Origin of the sequence: Sphingobacterium sp. BN32 (assembly GCF_030503615.1) — a bacterium.
Taxonomy (GTDB): domain Bacteria; phylum Bacteroidota; class Bacteroidia; order Sphingobacteriales; family Sphingobacteriaceae; genus Sphingobacterium.
In genome coordinates, this window is the sequence record NZ_CP129963.1 from 4,233,212 (window position 1) to 4,255,629 (window position 22,418).

Annotated in this window: 16 protein-coding genes, 2 tRNA genes and 3 rRNA genes; 9 read left to right on the top strand and 12 right to left on the bottom strand. The window is 43.8% G+C overall.

What is annotated here, in order from left to right:
• The first annotated feature begins 8 nt into the window (after nt 1-8).
• A complete protein-coding gene (gene coaBC, locus QYC40_RS17940) occupies nt 9-1,208 on the top strand; it encodes a bifunctional phosphopantothenoylcysteine decarboxylase/phosphopantothenate--cysteine ligase CoaBC (protein WP_301991614.1) in 1,200 nt (399 codons plus the stop codon).
• A 10-nt stretch (nt 1,209-1,218) separates the two neighbouring features.
• Here the strand turns inward: coaBC and QYC40_RS17945 are convergent, their stop codons facing one another.
• Nucleotides 1,219-2,586 carry an RNA methyltransferase gene (locus QYC40_RS17945; RefSeq protein WP_301991615.1) on the bottom strand — a complete coding sequence of 456 codons (1,368 nt, stop codon included), beginning with the start codon at nt 2,584-2,586 and terminating at the stop codon, nt 1,219-1,221.
• A gap of 55 nt (nt 2,587-2,641) precedes the next feature.
• On the opposite strand from QYC40_RS17945, the gene QYC40_RS17950 reads away from it, so the two are divergent.
• Nucleotides 2,642-3,049: an SRPBCC domain-containing protein gene (locus tag QYC40_RS17950; RefSeq protein ID WP_301991616.1), complete on the top strand. Its 408-nt coding sequence runs from the start codon at nt 2,642-2,644 to the stop codon at nt 3,047-3,049.
• Between the two features lie 381 nt (nt 3,050-3,430).
• Here QYC40_RS17950 and rrf read toward each other — a convergent pair.
• From rrf to QYC40_RS17975, 5 genes are all read right to left on the bottom strand, one after another.
• A 5S ribosomal RNA gene (rrf, locus tag QYC40_RS17955) occupies nt 3,431-3,542 on the bottom strand.
• A 97-nt stretch (nt 3,543-3,639) separates the two neighbouring features.
• Nucleotides 3,640-6,521: ribosomal RNA gene (locus QYC40_RS17960) — 23S ribosomal RNA — on the bottom strand.
• A 225-nt stretch (nt 6,522-6,746) separates the two neighbouring features.
• Nucleotides 6,747-6,820, bottom strand: a tRNA-Ala gene (locus QYC40_RS17965).
• A gap of 12 nt (nt 6,821-6,832) precedes the next feature.
• Nucleotides 6,833-6,909, bottom strand: a tRNA-Ile gene (locus QYC40_RS17970).
• Nucleotides 6,910-7,031: 122 nt separating this feature from the next.
• Nucleotides 7,032-8,560 (bottom strand): 16S ribosomal RNA (locus tag QYC40_RS17975).
• Together the 16S, 23S and 5S rRNA genes with 2 tRNA genes alongside form the textbook arrangement of a ribosomal RNA operon.
• Nucleotides 8,561-9,864: 1,304 nt before the next feature.
• Here QYC40_RS17975 and QYC40_RS17980 point away from each other — a divergent pair.
• The 3 genes from QYC40_RS17980 to QYC40_RS17990 all read left to right on the top strand — a co-directional run bounded on the left by QYC40_RS17980 (nt 9,865) and on the right by QYC40_RS17990 (nt 12,769).
• Nucleotides 9,865-10,227, top strand: a complete 363-nt coding sequence (locus QYC40_RS17980; RefSeq protein ID WP_301991618.1) for a BlaI/MecI/CopY family transcriptional regulator — start codon at nt 9,865-9,867, stop codon at nt 10,225-10,227.
• 2 nt (nt 10,228-10,229) lie between these two features.
• Nucleotides 10,230-11,981: a M56 family metallopeptidase gene (locus QYC40_RS17985; RefSeq protein WP_301991620.1), complete on the top strand. Its 1,752-nt coding sequence runs from the start codon at nt 10,230-10,232 to the stop codon at nt 11,979-11,981.
• A 170-nt stretch (nt 11,982-12,151) separates the two neighbouring features.
• A complete protein-coding gene (locus QYC40_RS17990) occupies nt 12,152-12,769 on the top strand; it encodes a trimeric intracellular cation channel family protein (RefSeq protein ID WP_301991621.1) in 618 nt (205 codons plus the stop codon).
• A 21-nt stretch (nt 12,770-12,790) separates the two neighbouring features.
• On the opposite strand, the gene QYC40_RS17995 is transcribed toward QYC40_RS17990, so the two are convergent.
• Nucleotides 12,791-13,897: a hypothetical protein gene (locus tag QYC40_RS17995; protein WP_301991622.1), complete on the bottom strand. Its 1,107-nt coding sequence runs from the start codon at nt 13,895-13,897 to the stop codon at nt 12,791-12,793.
• Nucleotides 13,898-14,110: 213 nt separating this feature from the next.
• Entirely contained in the window at nt 14,111-14,698 is a 588-nt protein-coding gene (gene def, locus QYC40_RS18000; RefSeq protein WP_149527526.1) for a peptide deformylase, read from the bottom strand.
• 78 nt (nt 14,699-14,776) lie between these two features.
• On the opposite strand from def, the gene QYC40_RS18005 reads away from it, so the two are divergent.
• The 4 genes from QYC40_RS18005 to QYC40_RS18020 all read left to right on the top strand — a co-directional run bounded on the left by QYC40_RS18005 (nt 14,777) and on the right by QYC40_RS18020 (nt 18,077).
• Nucleotides 14,777-15,547 (top strand): hypothetical protein, encoded by a 771-nt coding sequence (locus QYC40_RS18005; protein ID WP_301991623.1) that lies wholly within the window; start codon nt 14,777-14,779, stop codon nt 15,545-15,547.
• A 54-nt stretch (nt 15,548-15,601) separates the two neighbouring features.
• Nucleotides 15,602-16,774 (top strand): Gfo/Idh/MocA family protein, encoded by a 1,173-nt coding sequence (locus QYC40_RS18010; RefSeq protein ID WP_301991624.1) that lies wholly within the window; start codon nt 15,602-15,604, stop codon nt 16,772-16,774.
• Complete coding sequence (gene miaA / locus QYC40_RS18015) at nt 16,753-17,688, top strand: tRNA (adenosine(37)-N6)-dimethylallyltransferase MiaA (protein WP_301991625.1); 936 nt, start codon at nt 16,753-16,755, stop codon at nt 17,686-17,688. The genes QYC40_RS18010 and miaA overlap by 22 nt, the downstream gene beginning before the upstream one ends.
• 107 nt (nt 17,689-17,795) lie before the next feature.
• A complete protein-coding gene (locus tag QYC40_RS18020; protein ID WP_301991626.1) occupies nt 17,796-18,077 on the top strand; it encodes a hypothetical protein in 282 nt (93 codons plus the stop codon).
• 62 nt (nt 18,078-18,139) lie between these two features.
• Here QYC40_RS18020 and QYC40_RS18025 read toward each other — a convergent pair whose 3' ends face one another.
• From QYC40_RS18025 to QYC40_RS18040, 4 genes are all read right to left on the bottom strand, one after another.
• Nucleotides 18,140-19,693 (bottom strand): Rne/Rng family ribonuclease, encoded by a 1,554-nt coding sequence (locus QYC40_RS18025; protein ID WP_301991627.1) that lies wholly within the window; start codon nt 19,691-19,693, stop codon nt 18,140-18,142.
• A gap of 276 nt (nt 19,694-19,969) precedes the next feature.
• Nucleotides 19,970-20,815, bottom strand: a complete 846-nt coding sequence (locus tag QYC40_RS18030; RefSeq protein WP_301991628.1) for a tetratricopeptide repeat protein — start codon at nt 20,813-20,815, stop codon at nt 19,970-19,972.
• Nucleotides 20,816-20,825: 10 nt separating this feature from the next.
• Nucleotides 20,826-21,113, bottom strand: a complete 288-nt coding sequence (locus tag QYC40_RS18035; RefSeq protein WP_149527532.1) for an HU family DNA-binding protein — start codon at nt 21,111-21,113, stop codon at nt 20,826-20,828.
• A gap of 199 nt (nt 21,114-21,312) precedes the next feature.
• Nucleotides 21,313-22,383, bottom strand: a complete 1,071-nt coding sequence (locus tag QYC40_RS18040) for an aminotransferase class I/II-fold pyridoxal phosphate-dependent enzyme (protein ID WP_301991630.1) — start codon at nt 22,381-22,383, stop codon at nt 21,313-21,315.
• Nucleotides 22,384-22,418: the final 35 nt, after the last annotated feature.

Below are 22,418 nucleotides of genomic sequence, written 5' to 3' on the forward strand. Positions count from 1 at the left end.
TTTATCCCATGTCCTTGCAAGGAAAACATATTGTAATTGGTGTAAGCGGCAGTATTGCCGCTTACAAGATTGCAACATTAGTTAGACTACTGCGCAAGGAAAATGCTTCTGTACAGGTCATCATGACCGAAGAAGCGACCTCATTTATCACTCCGCTCACGCTTTCTACGTTATCCAATAACCCCGTTTTAGTCGACTATTACGACGAAAACAGCGGGGAATGGAATAATCATGTCCATATTGCCGAGTCGGCAGACCTTATCTTAATTGCTCCAGCTTCAGCGAATACCTTATCCAAGTGTGCTCTAGGCCTGTGCGATAATATACTGCTTGCTACCTACTTGTCTGCAAAAGGTCCGGTTTATTTCGCTCCTGCTATGGATCTTGATATGTGGAAACATCCTGCTGTTCAACACAACATCTCGCTTTTGAAACAATATGGTCATCAGATCATTCCTCCGGGAAATGGGGAATTGGCTAGTGGTCTTATTGGCGAAGGTCGTTTAGCTGAACCCGAAGACATCTTACTGTACATACAGCAACATCTGGGACAGCCTAAGCCGCTGTGCGGGAAGAAAGCCTTGGTTTCTGCAGGACCGACTTACGAAGCAATAGATCCCGTACGTTTTATCGGGAATCATTCAAGTGGTAAGATGGGCTATGCGATCGCTAAAAGATTACAAGAGCTTGGTGCTGAGGTTACCTTAGTAAGTGGCCCTACGGCCTTATCTACACCCCAGGGAGTGCAACGAGTGGATGTTACTTCCGCTAAACAGATGCTAGACGCTTGCGAGCTTTATTTTCCCACTGCAGATATAATAGTGATGAGTGCTGCTGTAGCTGACTACACGCCTGAGGAAGTCGCGACACAGAAGATCAAAAAGAAGGAGGAGCATTTCTCTATTCCATTGACGAAAACAACCGATATTCTCGCAACACTTGGACGCACGAAGAAAGACAATCAGTTATTGATCGGTTTTGCACTTGAAACGAACAATGAAATCGAGCATGCGAAAGATAAGTTGCAGCGTAAGAATCTAGACTTTATTGTTTTGAATTCTATGCAAGACAAGGGCGCAGGATTTGCCTACGACACCAATAAAGTGACGGTAATAAACCGTTCGGGCGACACAGAAAGCTTCGCACTGAAATCTAAAGATGAAGTTGCAGTTGATATCTGTAACCTGATCATCCGGGAGCTCAAATAAGCCCCTTCTACTATAGATTGGCTATCCTGACTTCTCTTGGATAGTAATTATTCACCCTATTTCCTAAGACTTTAATCCATCCTATAGGCAGGTTCTTATACTTCACTATACACCAACCTTTCTTCACACCTTCAAAAAGCTCTTGAGGCATGGCTTCCTTCCTCAAATAATCCTGTGCTAAATCTAAAGTGAGCTCTATAGCGTTTATCGAGCCGTCAAGATGGACACTGAGTGCTAAATCATGATTAGGCACCAATTCCTTCCCCAACCACTTTCCTACGGCTGTACCGGCATTCTTTAGATAAAGGACTTGTTGAAAAGCTTTTATCGCCAACTCATGCTCTTTAACGAAAATATGGATCGTATCATGATGAACAAGGGTTGCGAAGCGCGAATAATCTTCCACCCATCCCTTTAAAGCATCTTTTGGTATTGGTGATTTCTCCACTTTCAGTTTCTTTAGGGAAAATGATGGCTGAACTTGTTTCATGCGTAATACAGCCACAAAAAAGCCTTCTCCTTTCACACGGTGCGGATAAAATCGAAAACCCGTTGCCGCATGTTTTGCCGAGCTGGACTTTACAATTCCCCAATCCTCTTTCAAATCTACATCTACGGTCTGCATTTCAAACTCATCTATCAGCCAGTCGAGGATCGCTTCATTTTCTTCTTCCGAATAAGAACAAGTCGAATAAATGAGATATCCGTTTGTCTTAAGTGCAGGCAGGACTTCAGAGAGAATCCGCTGCTGACGCTCACTACATAATTTGACGTTTGCTTCAGACCATTCATCAATCGCATCTTCATCCTTTCTAAACATTCCAGAACCCGAACATGGTGCATCAACGAGGAGTAGATCAAAAAAACCAGGTAAGCGCCGGAACGCTGATGGATCATTATTGCTAACAACCACATTTGGAGCCCCCCAACGTGTTAAATTTTCTTGAAGTATAATAGAGCGGCTCTTAATGATTTCATTCGATAGCAGCAAGCTATCGGGGTGCAAATAAGAATTGAGTAATGTTGACTTCCCTCCTGGCGCAGCACAAACATCAGCAGCAAACAAAGCTTCCTTATCGAGTCCTAAGGATTGAATAATATGTGCAATAAACATCGAAGATGCTTCCTGTACATAATATGCGCCGGCATGGAAGAGCGGATCCAAGGTAAACTGAGGTCTATTCTCCAAATAATATCCGCTATCGCACCATTGCACCTGCTCAGAAAGATAAAAATCCAATTCAGTAGGTTTGAATGGATTTAATCGGATGGAAGTTATTTGGATTCCATCTTCGTGAGCAGCAATAAACGCATCTTTGTCGAAGGTCGGGTTGACGCCTAATCGTTGTAACAGTGAATTTGGGAGGAAATTACTCATGCTTTGCTAATAAATCTGCGTAAATTTACGGAAATTGTCTTTTTTCAAAACAACAATGAAAAATTTTAAGAAATATTATATTATCCCGGCTAGCCCAGAGGAGCTCTATCGTGCACTGACGACTGAAATTACTATACGTTTGTGGACAGGAGACCTTGTCACAATCGATCCAACAGTTGGTGGCGAGTTTTCACTTTGGGATGGCGCGATAGAAGGTAAGTTCATCGCCCTGGAACCATTTAGCAAGATTGTACAGCAATGGTATTTTGGAGAGCAAGAAGAACCATCCATAGTGACATTAAAACTCCATGAACATAAAAAAGGAACTTCATTTGAAGTCAACCACGTAAATATCCCTGATGAAGCCTATGACGATATTGTAGCCGGATGGACAGAAACTTATGTAGAATCGTTGTTGGAGTTCTATGAGGATGAGGATGAGGATACTTCTAGTAGACATTAGATATAAGACGTAAGACATTAGAGTATTGTCTGAACCAGGAAAGAAAGGATATAAAGATTGTCAGGATCTAGCTAATCTTGTCATCCTTCCTTTCCTGGTTCAGACAAACTTCTTAGAAAAACGGTAAGTGTGCTTGATCCTGCAAATCCTCAAATCCTTTCTTTCCTGGTTCAGACAAACTTTCCTTTCTTCCCCGCTGCAAGACAAACATCTAAAAATCAAATGATCATCTTTCCTTTCTAATCCTTCCCTTTCACGCAAAAACAACCCATTAAAAAAGGCGCCTAATACGCGCCCTACTCTAATGTCTCAAATCTTATGTCTAAAAGTCTAAATACCAAAAAAGCCCGTCATCTTTCGATAACGAGCTTTTCGTATAAAAATAGGCGCCGACCTACTCTCCCACCTGTTACGGCAATACCATCGGCTCTGGCGGGCTTAACTTCTCTGTTCGGAATGGGAAGAGGTGGACACCGCCGATATAGGCACCTGAATATCTTATTGTTGAATTACCTGCTCTTGCAAGTACCAACATTGACATGTTATTGGAAGAAAAGATTCAAAAAGAGAGAGGACAACAGACTATCTGCATTGGAAAGCTTCGGGCTATTAGTATCACTTGGCTTTGGTCTTTCAACCTTTACACCTATGACCTATCAACGTCGTCATCTACAACGACCCTATAAGGAAGTCTCATCTCGTGGCTAGTTTCGCACTTAGATGCTTTCAGCGCTTATCTATCCCGGACGTAGCTACCCTGCCGTACACCTGGCGGCATAACAGGTTCACCAGCGGTCCGTCCAACCCGGTCCTCTCGTACTAAGGTCAGATCCACTCAAACTTCCAACGCCCACAACAGATAGGGACCGAACTGTCTCGCGACGTTCTGAACCCAGCTCGCGTGCCACTTTAATGGGCGAACAGCCCAACCCTTGGGACCTTCTCCAGCCCCAGGATGTGACGAGCCGACATCGAGGTGCCAAACCTCCCCGTCGATATGAGCTCTTGGGGGAGATCAGCCTGTTATCCCCAGAGTACCTTTTATCCTTTGAGCGATGGCCCTTCCATACAGAACCACCGGATCACTATGTCCGTCTTTCGACCCTGGTCGACTTGTAGGTCTCACAGTCAAGCAAGCTTATGCCATTGCACTCCTCGTACGGTTACCAAGCGTACTGAGCTTACCTTTGAAAGCCTCCGTTACCTTTTTGGAGGCGACCACCCCAGTCAAACTACCCACCAAACAATGTCCTCGGCACGGCCGAGTTAGAAACCGAATACAGAAAGGGCGGTATTTCAAGGTTGTATCCACGATTCCTGGCGAAACCGCTTCACATACTCCCGCCTATCCTACACATCCTGTACCCAATTTCAATGTTAAGCTATAGTGAAGGTTCATGGGGTCTTTCCGTCCCGTTGCGGGTAACCGGCGTCTTCACCGATACCACAATTTCACCGAGCTCATGGCTGAGACAGCGCCCAGATCGTTACACCATTCGTGCAGGTCGGAACTTACCCGACAAGGAATTTCGCTACCTTAGGACCGTTATAGTTACGGCCGCCGTTTACTGGGGCTTCGATTCAATGCTTCTCCTTGCGGATGACATCCCCTCTTAACCTTCCAGCACCGGGCAGGTGTCAGGCCTTATACTTCATCTTTCGATTTCGCAAAGCCATATGTTTTTGCTAAACAGTCGCCTGGGCCTTTTCACTGCGGCTTCTCCATCGCTGGAGGAAGCGCCCCTTCTCCCGAAGTTACAGGGCCATTTTGCCGAGTTCCTTAGCCATGATTCACTCGAGCACCTTAGGATTCTCTCCTCGACCACCTGTGTCGGTTTGCGGTACGGGTGTTGATAACCTGAAGCTTAGCGGGTTTTCTTGGAAGTCTGCTTACCTGCACTATCAGCGCCCCCGAGGGTTTGCTGTACTATCAGATTTCAGCTAGACCGGCGGATTTGCCTACCAGTCCAATACCTACGTCCTTCAACGAACTATTCCGTCAGTTCGCGGCAGTGTCACTACTCCGTCACCACATCGCAGTTATCAACAGTACGGGAATATTAACCCGTTGTCCATCGGCGTTCTCCTTTCGGATGAGCCTTAGGCCCCGACTAACCCTGATCCGATTAGCGTTGATCAGGAAACCTGGGTCTTTCGGTGGGCGGGTTTCTCACCCGCCTTATCGTTACTTATGCCTACATTTGCTTTTCTATAAAGTCCACCACAAGTCACCTTGCAGATTCACCCCCTATAGAATGCTCCCCTACCAGTGCAATAAATTGCAATCCATAGCTTCGGTAGTAATCTTGATGCCCGTTTATTATCCACGCCCGGTCGCTCGACTAGTGAGCTGTTACGCACTCTTTAAATGAATGGCTGCTTCCAAGCCAACATCCTAGCTGTCTGGGCAACCGGACCTCGTTAGTTCAACTTAGACTACATTTAGGGACCTTAGCTGATGGTCTGGGTTCTTTCCCTCTCGGCCTTGGACCTTAGCACCCAAAGCCTCACTGCCGGCCATATCTAACAGCATTCGGAGTTCGTCTGGATTTGGTAGGATTTGACTCCCCCGCACCCAATCGGTAGCTCTACCTCTGCTAGACTCAATGCCGACGCTGTTCCTAAAAACATTTCGGGGAGTACGAGCTATTTCCCAGTTTGATTGGCCTTTCACCCCTACCCTCAGGTCATCCGGAAACTTTTCAACGTTTATCGGTTCGGTCCTCCAGTACGTGTTACCGCACCTTCAACCTGCCCAAGGGTAGATCACAAGGTTTCGCGTCTACCTCATCCGACTATGCGCCCTATTCAGACTCGCTTTCGCTTCGGCTCCTTGACTTAATCAATTAACCTTGCCGGACAAGAGTAACTCGTAGGCTCATTATGCAAAAGGCACGCCGTCACGGAATCGCTCCGCTCCGACCGCTTGTAAGCACACGGTTTCAGGTTCTTTTCACTCCTCTGTTCGAGGTTCTTTTCACCTTTCCCTCACGGTACTGGTTCACTATCGGTCTCTCAGGAGTATTTAGCCTTACCAGATGGTGCTGGCAGATTCCCACAGGATTTCTCCGGTCCCGCGGTACTCAGGATACCACTATGCCTGTATTCTTTACCTGTACGGGGCTATCACCCATATCGCGCAGTTTCCCACCTGCTTCCAGTTCATAGCACAGTACAATGTCGTGGTCCTACAACCCCCATATTGCCGTAACAATATGGGTTTGGGCTCTTTCCCGTTCGCTCGCCACTACTTGGGAAATCATTATTATTTTCTCCTCCTACGCTTACTTAGATGTTTCAGTTCGGCGCGTTCGCGTATTATACAATATACCTTCAGTATATTAGGTTGCCCCATTCGGAAATCTACGGATCGAATCGCATTTGCCAATCCCCGTAGCTTATCGCAGCTTATCACGTCCTTCATCGCCTCTGAGAGCCTAGGCATCCCCCGTGTGCCCTTATTTACTTTCTTCACGCTATCACCCCTTTTGCTAAGTGATAGGTTGCTTTCGCTTATTCTACAAGTAGAAAAAGCTTCTGTTGTCTTCTCTTGTGTCTCTTTTCTTCCAATATGTCAAAGAACTCTTTGTCTTCTTTAGATAATAGATGGTAGATATTAGATGGTAGACCCTAGTGCGCCATATAGGCTCTAATGTCTGTTGTCTGATGTCTCACATCTGTCATCTTCGATGACTTGTGGAGAATAACGGATTCGAACCGTTGACCCCCTGCGTGCAAGGCAGGTGCTCTAGCCAGCTGAGCTAATTCCCCATCGTGTCATTATGGTAGTCCCGAGCAGATTTGAACTGCTGACCCCTACATTATCAGTGTAGTGCTCTAACCAACTGAGCTACGGGACTAGCTTAAATTCCTCATCTTCTCAAGATACCATGCCAACTTACGCTGGGCAGGTACTTTCTTCTAATGTGTTTCTTATCTTAACGATCAAATGTTGCGCAGACGAGCCGGAATCAGGCTCTAGAAAGGAGGTATTCCAGCCGCACCTTCCGGTACGGCTACCTTGTTACGACTTAGCCCCAATTACCGGTTTTACCCTAACACGCTCCTTGCGGTTACATGCTTTAGGTACCCCCAGCTTTCATGGCTTGACGGGCGGTGTGTACAAGGCCCGGGAACGTATTCACCGCGTCATTGCTGATACGCGATTACTAGCGAATCCAACTTCACGGGGTCGAGTTGCAGACCCCGATCCGAACTGTGAATGGCTTTTCGAGATTGGCATCATATTGCTATGTAGCTGCCCGCTGTACCATCCATTGTAGCACGTGTGTAGCCCCGGACGTAAGGGCCATGATGACTTGACGTCGTCCCCGCCTTCCTCTCTGCTTGCGCAGGCAGTCTGTTTAGAGTCCCCACCTTAAATGCTGGCAACTAAACATAGGGGTTGCGCTCGTTGCGGGACTTAACCCAACACCTCACGGCACGAGCTGACGACAGCCATGCAGCACCTAGTTTCCTGTCCCGAAGGACGGATGCGTCTCTGCATCCTTCAGTAACTTTCAAGCCCGGGTAAGGTTCCTCGCGTATCATCGAATTAAACCACATGCTCCTCCGCTTGTGCGGGCCCCCGTCAATTCCTTTGAGTTTCACCCTTGCGGGCGTACTCCCCAGGTGGATAACTTAACGCTTTCGCTTGGACGCTTACGGTATATCGCAAACATCGAGTTATCATCGTTTAGGGCGTGGACTACCAGGGTATCTAATCCTGTTCGATCCCCACGCTTTCGTGCATCAGCGTCAATAACGGCTTAGACAGCTGCCTTCGCAATCGGTGTTCTGAGACATATCTATGCATTTCACCGCTACTTGTCTCATTCCGCCGTCTTCAACCGCATTCAAGCACTTCAGTATCAAAGGCACTGCGACAGTTAAGCTGCCGTCTTTCACCCCTGACTTAAAGTGCCGCCTACGCACCCTTTAAACCCAATAAATCCGGATAACGCTCGGATCCTCCGTATTACCGCGGCTGCTGGCACGGAGTTAGCCGATCCTTATTCTTCGAGTACATTCAGCTATCTACACGTAGATAGGTTTATTCCTCGACAAAAGCAGTTTACAACCCATAGGGCAGTCATCCTGCACGCGGCATGGCTGGTTCAGACTTCCGTCCATTGACCAATATTCCTTACTGCTGCCTCCCGTAGGAGTCTGGTCCGTGTCTCAGTACCAGTGTGGGGGATTCTCCTCTCAGAGCCCCTAGACATCGTCGCCTTGGTGAGCCGTTACCTCACCAACTAGCTAATGTCACGCGAGCCCATCCATATCCTATAAATATTTAACTACTTGATGATGCCATCTCGTAGTCTTATGCGGTGTTAATCCGAATTTCTTCGGGCTATCCCCCTGATATGGGTAGGTTGCTCACGCGTTACGCACCCGTGCGCCACTCTCACCAAATGTTAGCAAGCTAACACCTGGATCCCGTTCGACTTGCATGTATTAGGCCTGCCGCTAGCGTTCATCCTGAGCCAGGATCAAACTCTCCATTGTAAAATGAAGTGTAAGATCAAGACTATTTATAATAAATAGAATTGTCTTTATTTAAATATCTGTTTCCCTGGTTCCGATCTGGTTGAATTGATTTAAAAAATCTTCTTGTTCAACTTTCGACTTGCGTCTACTCGCTGCGCTACATGATCATTATTTCTTAAAGAACTTTTCGCTTCCGCATCTCGCTTCCGCTTTTCTTATGTTGTGCGCCTTGTTTCCGTAGCGCTCAAGCTTTCAGTTTTTCAAGCTTCGAGCCTTGCGCTCTCAGCCGTTCCCCGTAGTTGGGACTGCAAAGGTAGAAGGTTTTTTTTAATCTCCAAAATTTATTTTAAAATATTTTTTGAAGATGTTTTTTGAGGTCGAAATCTCTTGCTTATTAGCAGCGGATATCTTGCTCTTTCCTTCCCGATGTCATGGCCGTTTCGGCCGTCCCTCCCTTGCGGAGTGGTGCAAAGATAGGGACAAATAACCCATACTTCCAAGACCTGCAAACGAATATTTTTAGCAGGATAGCGTAACTCGCTAGCAATGTGAACAATAATTTACCAGAGAAATGTTGGGATAGGCTTGTTTTGGGCTGATTTGGGGGCTGCAAGGGGAAAATGACGGGCTTAGGGCAGAAAGAAATGAGGCTTTCTTCGAGAGAAGACGGGGTACGCGTCAGGGAAAACCTAATGCAGACCTCATGCACTCCCCTTTCATAGCCCTCCCAAAGCGGGTTTGATTGGGGTCTGTATTGGGTTTGCATTGGGTTTGAAAGGGCTTTAAGCTATCGAATAGTTGTTAGTATTTAGTAGTTAGTAGTTAGTATTAAGACCTATGGCGCTAGATACTGCTCACACCTTAAATCCTTCCTTTCGTGTAGTAGTTAGTAATTAGTAGTTAGTATTAATACCTATGGCGTAATATCCGCTACAATATATGATCCTGTCAATCCTTTCATCCTTCCTTTCGTGTAGTAGTTAGTATTTAGTACTTAGTATTAAGACCTATGGCGTAATATCCGCGACAATACATGATCCTGCTCATCTTTAAATCCTTCCTTTCCTGGTTCAAAACAATAACATACTACCATCCTTTCATCTTTCCTTTCCTGGCTCAAGACAATAGCATACTACCCATCCTTTCACCTTTCCTTTCCTGACTCAAGACAATAACATACGACCCATCCTTAAATCCTTCCTTTCTTGGTTCAAAACGATACCCACCAGCTATTTTCAAAAAAAATGTTAAAATATTTTGGATTTACGAAAACCTTCGTACATTTGATTACGAAATGATTCGTAGATGTAACCAAAAGAGATATGAAACCGACAGATAGCGAAATGGAAATCTTACAAGTGCTTTGGAAAAAGGGACAATCTAGTGTCCGCGAAGTATTTGAAAGCTTAGAGAAGAAAGATGTTGGCTATACGACCATCCTAAAATTAATGCAGATTATGCATGATAAAGGCATGGTGGATAGAGATACTTCATCCAAGACCCATTTATATGTTGCGAAGATCAATAAAGAAGATACGCAAAATCAATTCTTAGATAAAATGATTGATACGGTATATAATGGTTCGACGGCGCGTTTAGTGATGCAGGCTTTGGGAAATGAGCGCACCAGCAAAAAGGAGATCGATGAGATAAAAGCATTTTTAAAGAACCTTGAAAATAATTAACCATGGAAGCCTTAATCTATCAAATCACAACGGCGGTCGGTTGGAGCATGCTCCACTCGCTCTGGCAGGGAGCAGTACTTTATATATTGTTATGCCTGGCGATGATGGTCTTTCCAAAAATGCATGCCCGTGGAAAGCATAATCTAGCATTCCTTTTTCAAATGGTATTGACAGCAGGTTTTGCTTGCAGCTTTATGTATTATTATCAGGTTCCGTTTGAGCAAACGGATAGCCTACCGATAAACGTAGAAAATATGGCGAAGCATATAGGCTATATCCCGGAGAATCATTTTCAATTGGAAAGCCTTTTCCCTTATCTGTTTACTATCTATAGTATCGGGATCCTATTGCAGACTGCTATCCTCTTTAATAGTTTTCTCAAATTGCGTCGCCTTAAATATAAGAGTCTGCACGGAAGCCCGTTGGAATGGCAGGCGAAATTTGAACATGCAAAAGCCATCTTAAATATTAAAGGCTATGTTCCATTATTCTTGTCGGAGCGTATATCCGTGCCTATCACCATAGGCTTCTTTAAGGCGGTCGTATTGTTCCCGTTCGCCTATGCGAATATGATGGAGCTTGAGCAGGTCGAATCAATCCTATTACATGAGCTCGCACATATCAAGCGTAAGGATTACTTGTTGAATCTGATTAAGGTGACGATCGAGACCATTCTCTTCTTTAATCCCTTTGTTTGGGCATTATCGAAAATTATGGAACGCGAACGCGAGCATGCCTGCGACGATATGGTACTTGAGCATGTGGAAAAGCCGATAACCTATGCACATGCTTTGGTCGAATTAGAAACCCTGCGCCAGGGGAATAGCCATCCATTGAGCATGGCGGCGACGGGAAGAAATAGTTTATTTAAACGAATTAAAAGAATCACCAAAATGGAAACAAATTACATCAGTGTAAAACAGCAGCTTATAGCGTTGTTAATCAGCTCTGTTGTGCTAGTCACAGTCGCTTGGTTAGTTCCGAACAACGAAGCGAAAGCAGAAGAGTCCGAAAAAGTGCAATTGTTGGAAATTCCAAAAGCATTGGCCGCCCTACCTCCCCTTGCAGTACAGCAGGATACGACAAAGAAGAAAAAACACAGCCGTAGCGTTATCACATCGCTGTCTCAGCAAGATTCGACCAAACTACCTGCGGAGGTTCAGGCACATCTGGATGCATTGCATGCAGAATCGGCCAGCGTGAATGAGTATTTCAAATCGCCTGAATGGAAGCAACAAATGGAGTCCATACAATCGCAATCCAAGTCGATCAATGAATATTTCAATTCGCCGAAATGGAAGCAGAAGATTGAGGATTTAAATGCGAACGTTAAAAAACAATTCGATTCTCCGGAATGGAAAGCAAACGTGAAGAAGATGGCAGAATCGGGTGCCGATATGGCTAAATACTACGAGTCGAAGGAATGGAAAGATATGTTGAAGTCTATTGAAGCACAGAGCAAAGAAATTGAACAATATTTTGAGTCGCCGGAGTGGCACGAAAAGATTGCCAAATTAGAAAAGGATGCGTCTAAGGTGGATGAGTATTTCAACTCGCCGGCATGGAAAGAGAAAATAAAAAAGATCGAAGACCACGGTAAAGAAATTGAGAAATATTTCGATTCTCCGGAGTGGAAAGCGAAAGTAAAGGTTGAGGAGGAATTTCGCAGCAGTTCTGAATTCAAAGAAATTGACAGGAGATATAAGGAAGATCTGGATGCCTTGCGTAAGGAAAAAAATCCGGGAAAGAATTAGCCCATCCTCATTCGAGGATAACCCATCAACTATCGTTGTTTAGTTTGTTTAGTAAGGAGCCCTCTCAAGGCTCCTTTATTTGTATAGCTGAAGTTTATAAAGCAAAGACAATTCCTTACTTAGGGGTTTAATAATTTTTGTATCATTGTAGGCGTAAAAGCAGGCATTGCATGGAATTTATATACTTTATAGACCTCTTAGGAACGATGGTCTTTGCAATCTCGGGCGCCATGGCGGCAAACCGAAAGGTTATAGATGTGTTTGGAGCTACATTTATGGGCTTCGTGACTGCCATTGGTGGAGGTTCCCTCCGCGATGTGTTTTTAAATATCCGCCCAGTTTGGGTTGAGGATGGCAATTATTTGATTGCAATCTTCGTTGGGGTAACTATCTCCATTCTCTTCAATAAACGATTAGACAGCTTTGCCCGCACCCTTTTCCTATTTGACGCGATCGGTATTGGTTTCTTTACGGTGGTAGGAGTTCAGAAGTCCTTAAGTTACGAAAGCAGCGCTATTGCTGCCGTTATGTTGGGTATGTTTTCAGCGAGTATGGGCGGTGTTATTCGAGACACCTTGATGAATGAGACCCCGCTGATCCTGAGAAAAGAGATCTATGCCTCGGCCTGCTTAGCGGGTGCCATTTGTTATGTTCTATTGCAAATGACACCTATTTCGGAAAATATCAATGCATTTGTGAGTGCGAGCATGGTTTTTATTATCCGCTTTCTATCGGTTCGCTATAATCTTTCCCTTCCTTCGGTTCCTATGGTCGAGAAGGAAGAATAAGGTTCAAGCTATTCAGTCCCTTTATGGCATAATAAAGTCTGTCCATGTTAAGATCTTTTGGGAATCATCATTGCTCAATTGCTTATACCAGTTACTTCCAGTGCCAACATATCGCCCACCCTTCAGCACAATAGTATGGCCTGCAGATACTTCAGCTGTCAAGCCTTTCACGTCGTCAGCGACTTGGATAAATCGGAAAGACTCCTTTGGACCGGCAATTCCCATCTGCCCTTGGTGATTAGAGCCTGAAGCCCAAAGTGTGCCATTTGTTTTTAAGAAATATGAGCAGAAGCTGCTCGTGTAGACATTCGCCACCTGCTCGCCGATTTTGTGCGGGTAAGTCGGGTCTTGACTTTTCGTGCCAATTCCTTGTCCGCCATTCACATTGTCACCAAAACTCCAGGCCTCATCTTTATTATTAATCATCATCACAGCATTGCCTCTAGCACGCACTAATTTAATTTGATTGGCTACCTTCTTGAACGTAAGTTGGTTTCCGTCGGTCTTATAGCCTAACTTACCGTACAAATCATCACCGGCGGACCATAAGGTCGAATCCGTTTTCAAAAGGTAGATATTAGAGAATCCTGTAGCAATCTGTGACACATTAGAAGCGATCTTGGTCAATGGAAGTTTGTCATAGGTTCTAGAACCTATCCCAAATTCTCCGTGCCCGTTTTGACCAAAACCCCAAACTGTACCATCAGCCTTTAGAATAGCAACAAAGTAATTCCCTGCCGAAATATCCATCGCACCATCGGCAATTTTCTCCAGTGGTTTATTATCTTTCACATCCGCCAAATCTTGGACATAGTATCTATCAGACCCCCACACCGAATTATCCGTTTTTTGGATATATAAACTGCAGCAGTTGCCTTCAACCTTTTTCACATTCTGTTCGATCATCTTATAGCCCTTGTCCTTGGCACCTACCTCTGCAGTGAATATCCCTCCGCGTGCCCAAAGCGAATTATCTGGTTTAATAACATAGGTTACATCGTCTATTGCATAGACGCGCAACTGGTTCACGCCTACCCCCCATTCAAAATAAGGTTCGTTCTTATCCTTCTTGCATGCTGACAATAGGCAGAAGCACAGCAATCCAAATATTAGCTGATATCTTTTCATGGTATCCGGTTTTGAGTTCGATAATCGTTATTGACTCAAAACAAGCAAAATAAATCGATATCGGGAGGATGATTGGGGCGTTGGTCGAGCGGAATTATATAATTGCAATAGCGATTAACAATCTTAAAGTAGGTTTAAGTAGAAAGAGCCGCAAAATTGTTGCGGCTCTCAAATGATTATATAAGTTATGTTTCAGCAATCTGCTGACACGTGCTATCTACCTTTTTTCATCAAAGGGAAAGACATTTTGTAAGAAACGCGAACTTGTCCTTTTGAGATAGAGTCTAGTTTGCCCTTCAACATCGCCTTTTTCAAGGGGCTAAGCTTATCTATAAATAGCTTTCCTTCGATATGGTCATATTCATGCTGAACTACACGAGCAGCTAGTCCGGTTAGCTCTTCTTCTTGCTCTTCGAAGTTCTCGTCTAGGTAATTGATGATAACATTTTCCTGGCGCATCACTTCCTCATTGATATGTGGAATACTTAGGCAGCCTTCGCTAAATGCCCATTTGTTACCCGATTCTTCCACCAAAATAGGGTTGATGAATACGCGTTTAAAGTCTTTTGCGGTAGGATCTCCTGGTCCATCTTCATCATCCTCACCAAATGGAGACGCATCGATCACGAATAAACGGATAGGAAGGCCGACCTGTGGTGCTGCTATTCCTACGCCATTTGCCGCATACATGGTTTCGAACATGTTCGCGATGGTCTCTTTCAAATTTGGATAATCCTCATCAATCTCTTCGGTTTTCTTCCTCAAAACCGGATCTCCATATGCAACTATAGGTAACTTCATCTGAATAATTTTACGGTACAAAGTTATTAATAATTTAGGATTGCCGCATATTGTTGTTAAATAGAGTAATTTTGGCGCATGGCAAACGCGGGAATGATCGGATTATTGAACTTCATTGGTTATGGGCTAAAGCTCAGCCCCGCGATGACGGAATATGCAGGCTATACGCTGATTACAGCGGAGGGAATGGGTTTTGCGATACATTATTATGCAGATGTTTCACAAGGAACGACTCCGGGATCGGGGGAAAAGACCATCCATATTTCTGAAGATCAGCTACGTCGCGATTCGAAAAAGATATATAACCGCCTGAAGGTGCAAGCGGGACGTGCCGAAAAAGTCTATGCCCGTTCGACCGTAGCCGCTAGAATCGAAAAGCGCATCGCCTTAGCATTTCTCAAAGAGCATCATCTGCAGGTGGCTCTGCCTGGCAAGTATCGCTATGGTTTATATCATCAGGGAGAGTTGGTATCGCTAGCCGTATTCAGTGCTGGTCGAAGAATGCACGATAAAGCCGAAGATTACCGGTCGTTTGAGTTGATCCGGTTCTGCCATAAGAGCGATATCATTGTTATAGGCGGGCTCTCTAAACTGATACAGGCATTCATTAAAGATTTTAAGCCGAGCGATATCATGACTTACGTGGATGCGGATTGGACACAGGATTCCAGCCTGCAGAAGATAGGTTTTGAAGTGGTTAAAACAATGCCTGGACAGCGATTCTGGATTACTGCCGATCAGCAAATCCCGATACATGAGGATGAAGACCTATCAGTCTATAAAGAAAAGTATAATGAGGGCTATCTGCACGCCAACAGTGGCAGCACAAAATTGATTCTTCCGCTTTAATTCCTTTAGGATTTTACTATATTTAATCTTTAATCAATCGAAATACACTCATTTATGAAACGAAAACTTCGCATGGGCATGGTCGGTGGTGGAAATGATGCGTTTATTGGCGCCGTTCACCGCATTGCTGCCTTTATGGATGGAAAAATAGAATTAGTATGTGGTGCCTTCAGCGTTAATCCGGAGATTTCTTTGCAATCGGGCAGGGATTTATTTGTTGCTGATGACCGTGTTTATGCAACATACGAAGAAATGATTGAGAAGGAAGCACAGCTGCCGGAAGGCGAGCGTATGGACTTCGTTACGATCGTTACGCCTAACTTCTTGCACTTTGCTCCTGCAAAACTGGCTTTGGAAAAGGGCTTTGATGTTGTTGTGGAGAAGCCGATGACTGTTTCTTTAGAAGAGGCACAGGAGCTTCAGGCTGTTGTTGAGCGCACAGGTCGCACCTTGTGTTTGACACATACTTACTCCGGCTATCCGATGGTAAAACAGGCGAAGGCGATGGTGAGAGAAGGGCATTTCGGAAAAATCCGTAAGATTGTTGTCGAGTATCCGCAGGGATGGTTAAGCCGTCTGAGCGAGCGCGAGGGCAATGCTGGTGCCGCATGGCGCGCAGATCCGAAGCGTTCGGGCAAGTCTTTAGTAATGGGTGATATCGGTACGCATGCTGCGCATTTGGCAGAGTATGTTACTGGATTGAAAATTCAAGAGGTTTGTGCAGATTTGACAACGTTTGTTGAAGGTCGCTTGTTGGATGATGATGGTTCGGTATTATTGCGTTTTGAAGATGGTGCGAAGGGTGTGTTGATGGCGTCGCAAATCTCTGCAGGCGAGGAAAATGCAGTTCGCATTCGTGTATATGGTGAGAAGGGCGGATTGGAATGGGCGAATGAAGATCCAAATAATTTAATCATTAAGATGCTGGATCAGCCTAGACAATTATACCGTACGGGTAATGCTTATGCTGACCCATTTACATTAAGCAGCTTTGCAACGCATAATACGCGTATTCCTGCAGGACATCCGGAAGGATTGTTGGAGTCTTTTGCAAACATTTACCGTAACTTTGCATTGACTGTATCGGCGAAGAAAGAAGGCGTAACGCCATCTGCTGAAGCACAGGACTTTCCAAATGTTTACGACGGTGTGCGTGGAATGGCCTTCATTGATACGGTTGTAAAAAGCAACGATAGCAACGAGAAATGGACAAAATTTGTGATCTAAGAACGACACAAGACATTGTAAAATACATTAATCGGGCGAAAGAAACACTTTCGCCTGATTTGCTTTTGATCCTGATCGGCCCCACGGCTTCAGGCAAAACGAAGTTAGCCGTCGAACTGGCGAAGGCACTCGATGGGGAAATTATTTCTGCCGATTCCAGGCAGGTTTACCAAGGATTAGATATTGGAACAGGCAAAGACTTGAAAGAATATGATGGCATCCCCTATCATCTGATTGATATCGTATCTCCAACAACGCAATATTCAGTTAAGGAATTCGTGAAAGACTTTGAGATTGCTTATCAGGATATTATCCATAGAGGAAAGTTTCCGATACTCTGCGGCGGAACGGGGTCTTATGTTCAAACGCTATTGCAGCCTCAACCCTATAGCTCGATTCCGAGGGATGAGGCATTTCATGTGGAACATGCTGCATTATCGAAAGAAGAACTGATCGCAATGATTCAAGTAGAGGATATCCCATCTGACTTTCAGATCGACTGGGATAGCCATAAGCGCTTGGTCAGAGCGTTGGAAATTCTGCGCTATTTGAAGACAAATGAGCTACCAATAGATACCGCTCATCAACCATACCCCCACCTTATCATGGCATTATCGCCTCCCTTGGAGACCCGACGCGGTAGAATCGATAAGCGTTTGTCGGCAAGAATGGAAGAGGGTTTGATTTCGGAGGTTCAAGGCTTATTGGAAACCGGTCTTAGCCACGAGCAATTGCAATGGTTTGGATTGGAATACAAGTATGCTTCCTATTATCTTTTAGGCGAACTAACTTTAGCAGAGTTTCATGATAAGCTTCGAACAGAAATCCATCGCTTCGCTAAACGACAGATGACTTATTTCCGGAAAATGGAGAAAGATGGCCTAGCGATCAACTGGCTTGTTAATTATCGTTAAAGCATACTCAATCAGCAACTTAACCCTTACTTTAGACTAAGCTAGCACAGTCTAAGATGTTTAAATTCTACAAGAAGCCCTTCAAAAGCCTATTTAAAATTAGCACCATGGCAAGCAGCATCTTATTGCTGAGCTCCTGCGAAATCGTCATAAAGAAGATCTTTGGATTTCAAGATATTGAAAACTTTGATCAGGAAGCCTACCAGAAAGATGATTACCCGCTCAAACTTTATGTCAATACAGATAAACTCTATGTGCCGGAAAACAAGAATGCAATGACCGAGGAGTTTATTCAGCATGTGCTTTCTCCAGCAGAGCTAGAACGCTATAACAAGCGATCTGCCGACAATAAATTGACAGGATCCAATGTCGAAGATGAAGATCTGTAGTTGTTTAGGAATAATAATCTAGTATGCCATAAAACGAAAAGAGGCGGCCAAGGCCGCCTCTTTTAGAGTTTAATTTCTTCGTCTTTGGCGTTAAAGAAGTGGAATTCCGTCAGGTAATATGAGGACATTTCCTTCACTTTAATCCATTTTCCATATTTGAAAAACCATTTTAATCTTCTCGAGACAAAACCTCTTGTGATGTAGGCCGCAATATAAGGGTGTACACATAAAGTAACTCCCTTCTCGTTTTGCTCTTGGAGTATGAAGCTTAAATTGTTCTCAATATCGTCCAGTAAGACGATGCTGGATCTAATTTCGCCGGTACCATCACAAGCAGGACATTTTTCGTTCGTCACAATGCTCATTTCCGGTCTTACCCGCTGCCTAGTAATCTGTACTAATCCAAACTTACTAGGAGGAAGAATCGTATGTCTCGCACGATCGCTCGCCATACATTCTTTTAAGAATCCATACAATTCTTTTCTATTGGTCGCCTTGTGCATATCGATAAAATCGATTACCACAATCCCGCCCATATCCCTCAGCCTAAGCTGTCGGGCAATTTCTTTCGCAGCTTCTTTATTTACTAAAAGCGCGTTATCTTCTTGATTTTCTTTATTGGCAATGCGATTTCCGCTATTGACATCAATTACGTGCAGTGCTTCAGTATGCTCGATTACGAGATATGCACCACCCTGCAAATTGACCGTCTTGCCAAAAGACGCCTTAATTTGCCTTTCTACACCGAAATGGTCGAAAATAGGTTCTTTACCTTTATAGTGTTTAACTATCTTTTCTAAATCGGGAGAAATCTCCTGTATATATGATTTTACCTCTTCAAAGATATCTGCATCATTAACATAGATATGAGAGAATTCATCGGTAAGAATATCGCGCAATATAGTCGACGCGCGATCCATTTCACCTAATACTTTTTGAGGAGGTTCAGCTGTTTTAAGACGTTTGGTAAATAGTTCCCACTTAGAAATCAGGTCGAGTAGATCTTTTTGCATTTCTTCTACTCCTTTGCCTTCAGAGACTGTTCGAATGATTACCCCAAAATTAGCGGGTTTAATACTCTCGACTATTTTCTTCAGTCTGTTTCTTTCGGCACTACCTTTAATTTTCTTGGAAATGGAAACCGAACTTGAGAAAGGGACCAACACCACAAAACGGCCAGCGATAGATAAGTCGGAACTTAACCTTGGGCCTTTTGTGGATATCGGTTCTTTTGCAATTTGCACTGGCAACAGCGTGTTACGGCTAAGAATATCCGATATTTTTCCAGCTTTGTCAATGTCCTTTTCAAGTTTCAAACTATTGAGCAGTTTCTCTTGATAACTGCCATTCTTTACCACTCTGGTAAGTTTAAGCAAGGACTGTACTTGAGGTCCGAGGTCAAGGTAATGCAAAAATGCATCCTTTTCGTAGCCTACATCTACGAATGCAGCATTCAGACCGGGCATGATTTTCTTTACTCTTCCTAGGTAAATATCTCCTACCGCGTAGTTATTGTCTGCTTGCTCTCGGTTTAACTCAACCAGTTGCTTATCCTGTAGTAAAGCAATAGTCACCCCCTTATCGGGGACTGAATCGATAATTAATTCCTTTACCAACAGCTACTGAAATTAAGGACTATTGTGGACTCGCTCCACAACATAAATTGTCCGGTTAAACAAAAAACCGTTTAATGAAAAAAACAATCTATGATGCTTATACCATCATAGATTGTAACCACATATTTTTTAAAATGAACGTTAAACGTTATTTTTTCTTGTGTCTATTTTTTCTTAAACGTTTTTTGCGCTTGTGAGTAGCCATTTTGTGTCTTTTTCTTTTTTTTCCGCTTGGCATAGCTTTAATGTTTTTAAATGATTATTACTAATTGTTAATTACTTACTTAGCTCATCAATACGTCTGTCGATGAACTGGGAGAGACTTGGATCGGCAGCTAACTCTTTACTTTTTTGAAAAGCGGCGATAGCTTCGTTCTTCATCCCTATATTTTCATAGCCAGTGGCTAAATAGAAGTACGATTCAGCATCAGGGCTTTGCTCAATTACCGTCTTGAAGCGCTCGATAGCTTTATCGAACTGTCTAGATTGTAAAGAGAATAAACCTAATGTTTTATTAGCTTCTAGATTCTTTGGTTCGGCTTTTACTACCTCTTGCAGTAGCGCAATACCGGCCATCGGGTTGTTTGTTCCGGTTACCATTGCGGCTCCCAGTCCTGTTTTAGCGTCCAAACTTGCACCGTTCAACTCGACAGCTTTCTCATAAGCCGCAATAGCTTGTTGATTCAACGCTTTCGCGGTTGTTGTGTCTTGAAGGTTAGTGTAAGCTTTACGGTAGGCATTTCCAGCTTTCAACCAAAGGTCGAATTTAGGTGAAATTTTTGCCATTTCCTCATACAATAATGCTTGAGGGGCAAATTTTTCCACATCATTCCACTTATCAGCTAATTGTTGGTAGATCGCTACTTTCTCATCTCCATCCGCTTTGTCGGCTTTTGCTTCCAAATCAGTGATTTCGTTTAAGATAGCAGGATTAAGGCCACGCTTGGCAGCTTCAGATGCTGCGCTCAGGGTAATTTGATTTGCAGGAGCCTCTGTGGTAGCAGCTCCTGCAGTATTTTTCTCTTGATCAACCAAGCCTTTCACAGGTCGTAGAACAAGGAATCCCATGATTAGGACAACTACTGCTACGACGATGATTTGGATTTGCTTGGTATTTTTCATGAATTAATACTTATTTTTTGTTCCCGTTTTTAACTTTTTCTACAAAAACTTTTGCAGGTTTGAAACTTGGCACAAAGTGCTCAGGGATAATAATAGCTGTGTTTTTGGAGATGTTACGAGCTGTTTTCTCTGCTCTCTTCTTCACTACAAAACTACCAAAACCTCTCACATACACATTCTCACCGCCAACCATTGCGTTTTTTACCACTTTGAAGAATGCTTCTACGGTTTCCTGTACATCAACCTTCTCTAAACCAGTTTTGTTAGAGATTTCTGCAATAATTTCTGCTTTAGTCATATCTATATTTACTCTAATTAATCTAAACCCTTGGCATCTTTGCCCTTTTGGGGATGCAAAAGTATTCTTTTAAAATGAGTAATGGAAATAATTTCATGTTTTTTTACAGACCAAATATCTACTATTCAAGTATTTAGTCTTATTTCCCCCAATTTTACATTTCAAAAGGCTCGCAAAGTTACAATTATTTTATTGACAATCAAAGTTTTAATCGATGTTGCGACATCAAAATTTCTGCTAATTGCGATATATCACTTTCCTCATGCAGAGCAGATACCACAATTCGGTTGAGTAGCGGGCTCGTGGGTAAAGGATATGGAAAACTGGAAATTAGCACCTGATGTTGCACTAAGTAACGATATAAATTCGGGTCATGCGATGTGAAAACCGGGAAATTAGCGATGTTATGATAGCCATCTAAGGATGAAAAAAGTGACTTAGCGATATCAATATTCTGATGCAGTTTATCGAAAGCAGCTTCATAAATCCTATTGCCGTGTACTAAAGCAAACAGAGCGGCCGGCGAGCTTGGCGAAGCGCCCATGTAAATCGGGTGCTTCCTGATTTTATCGAGGGTGGCAGCATTTCCAAATACAGCACCCGCATCGGTTCCCAGCCCTTTTGCCAAGGAAGCCAAAACAACCAGTTCGATGTTTTTAGCAGACTCCAAAGCCGTCAAATCTGTGGAAAGCGCATTCTTGTTCAACACGCCTATTCCATGAGAATCATCGAGTATGAACAATACATTTTTATCTTCGGCAAGATATTGAAAATCAGAGAAATCAAATAATTCAGGTGTTAGGTTGTCAATCGCATTCGAGATGATTGCGAAATTCGTTTCCGAGCTGTTATTTATCTCATCAATCACCCTTGTTTTCCATGCAGAAAAGGGCAAGTCAACCTTCGGGCCTTCTGCAATCCAGAGGGAAGGGTGTGCGCCAGGGGCATAATAAACACGACGATTTTCGACTAAGGCTTTTACCGAAACCTGAGCCGCAAGATATCCCGAAGAGAGCAGCACCGCATCCTGGAATCCAAATCTGCTCGCCATGAAACTCTCGGCTTCAGCATATATTCCCAACTGCACATTATTCGTTCTCGAAGTCCCGTTATTCAACCCATATCGGTCAATTCCCTCCTTAAAAAGTTCGATATAGTCCTTATTGTCGAGCAGCCCTAAGTAGGCAGTCCCTCCAAAAAAAAGATATGATTGTTCGTGAATATGGATAGTACGTCCGGTTGGCTGCGAAAGATTACGAAAATTTGTCATGTTGGTTATCTGAACTACAAATGTACAAAATGAAA

What these genes read in the sequence shown, in the direction of transcription:
- QYC40_RS18005 (WP_301991623.1), top strand. Translation starts at nt 14,777, where the DNA reads ATGGCAAACGCGGGAATGATCGGATTATTGAACTTCATTGGTTATGGG.
- QYC40_RS18040 (WP_301991630.1), bottom strand. Translation starts at nt 22,383, where the DNA reads ATGACAAATTTTCGTAATCTTTCGCAGCCAACCGGACGTACTATCCAT.
- QYC40_RS18030 (WP_301991628.1), bottom strand. Translation starts at nt 20,815, where the DNA reads ATGAAAAATACCAAGCAAATCCAAATCATCGTCGTAGCAGTAGTTGTC.
- QYC40_RS17980 (WP_301991618.1), top strand. Translation starts at nt 9,865, where the DNA reads ATGAAACCGACAGATAGCGAAATGGAAATCTTACAAGTGCTTTGGAAA.
- QYC40_RS17995 (WP_301991622.1), bottom strand. Translation starts at nt 13,897, where the DNA reads ATGAAAAGATATCAGCTAATATTTGGATTGCTGTGCTTCTGCCTATTG.
- QYC40_RS17985 (WP_301991620.1), top strand. Translation starts at nt 10,230, where the DNA reads ATGGAAGCCTTAATCTATCAAATCACAACGGCGGTCGGTTGGAGCATG.
- QYC40_RS18010 (WP_301991624.1), top strand. Translation starts at nt 15,602, where the DNA reads ATGAAACGAAAACTTCGCATGGGCATGGTCGGTGGTGGAAATGATGCG.
- QYC40_RS17990 (WP_301991621.1), top strand. Translation starts at nt 12,152, where the DNA reads ATGGAATTTATATACTTTATAGACCTCTTAGGAACGATGGTCTTTGCA.
- QYC40_RS17945 (WP_301991615.1), bottom strand. Translation starts at nt 2,586, where the DNA reads ATGAGTAATTTCCTCCCAAATTCACTGTTACAACGATTAGGCGTCAAC.
- QYC40_RS18035 (WP_149527532.1), bottom strand. Translation starts at nt 21,113, where the DNA reads ATGACTAAAGCAGAAATTATTGCAGAAATCTCTAACAAAACTGGTTTA.
- QYC40_RS17950 (WP_301991616.1), top strand. Translation starts at nt 2,642, where the DNA reads ATGAAAAATTTTAAGAAATATTATATTATCCCGGCTAGCCCAGAGGAG.
- def (WP_149527526.1), bottom strand. Translation starts at nt 14,698, where the DNA reads ATGAAGTTACCTATAGTTGCATATGGAGATCCGGTTTTGAGGAAGAAA.
- miaA (WP_301991625.1), top strand. Translation starts at nt 16,753, where the DNA reads ATGGACAAAATTTGTGATCTAAGAACGACACAAGACATTGTAAAATAC.
- QYC40_RS18020 (WP_301991626.1), top strand. Translation starts at nt 17,796, where the DNA reads ATGGCAAGCAGCATCTTATTGCTGAGCTCCTGCGAAATCGTCATAAAG.
- coaBC (WP_301991614.1), top strand. Translation starts at nt 9, where the DNA reads ATGTCCTTGCAAGGAAAACATATTGTAATTGGTGTAAGCGGCAGTATT.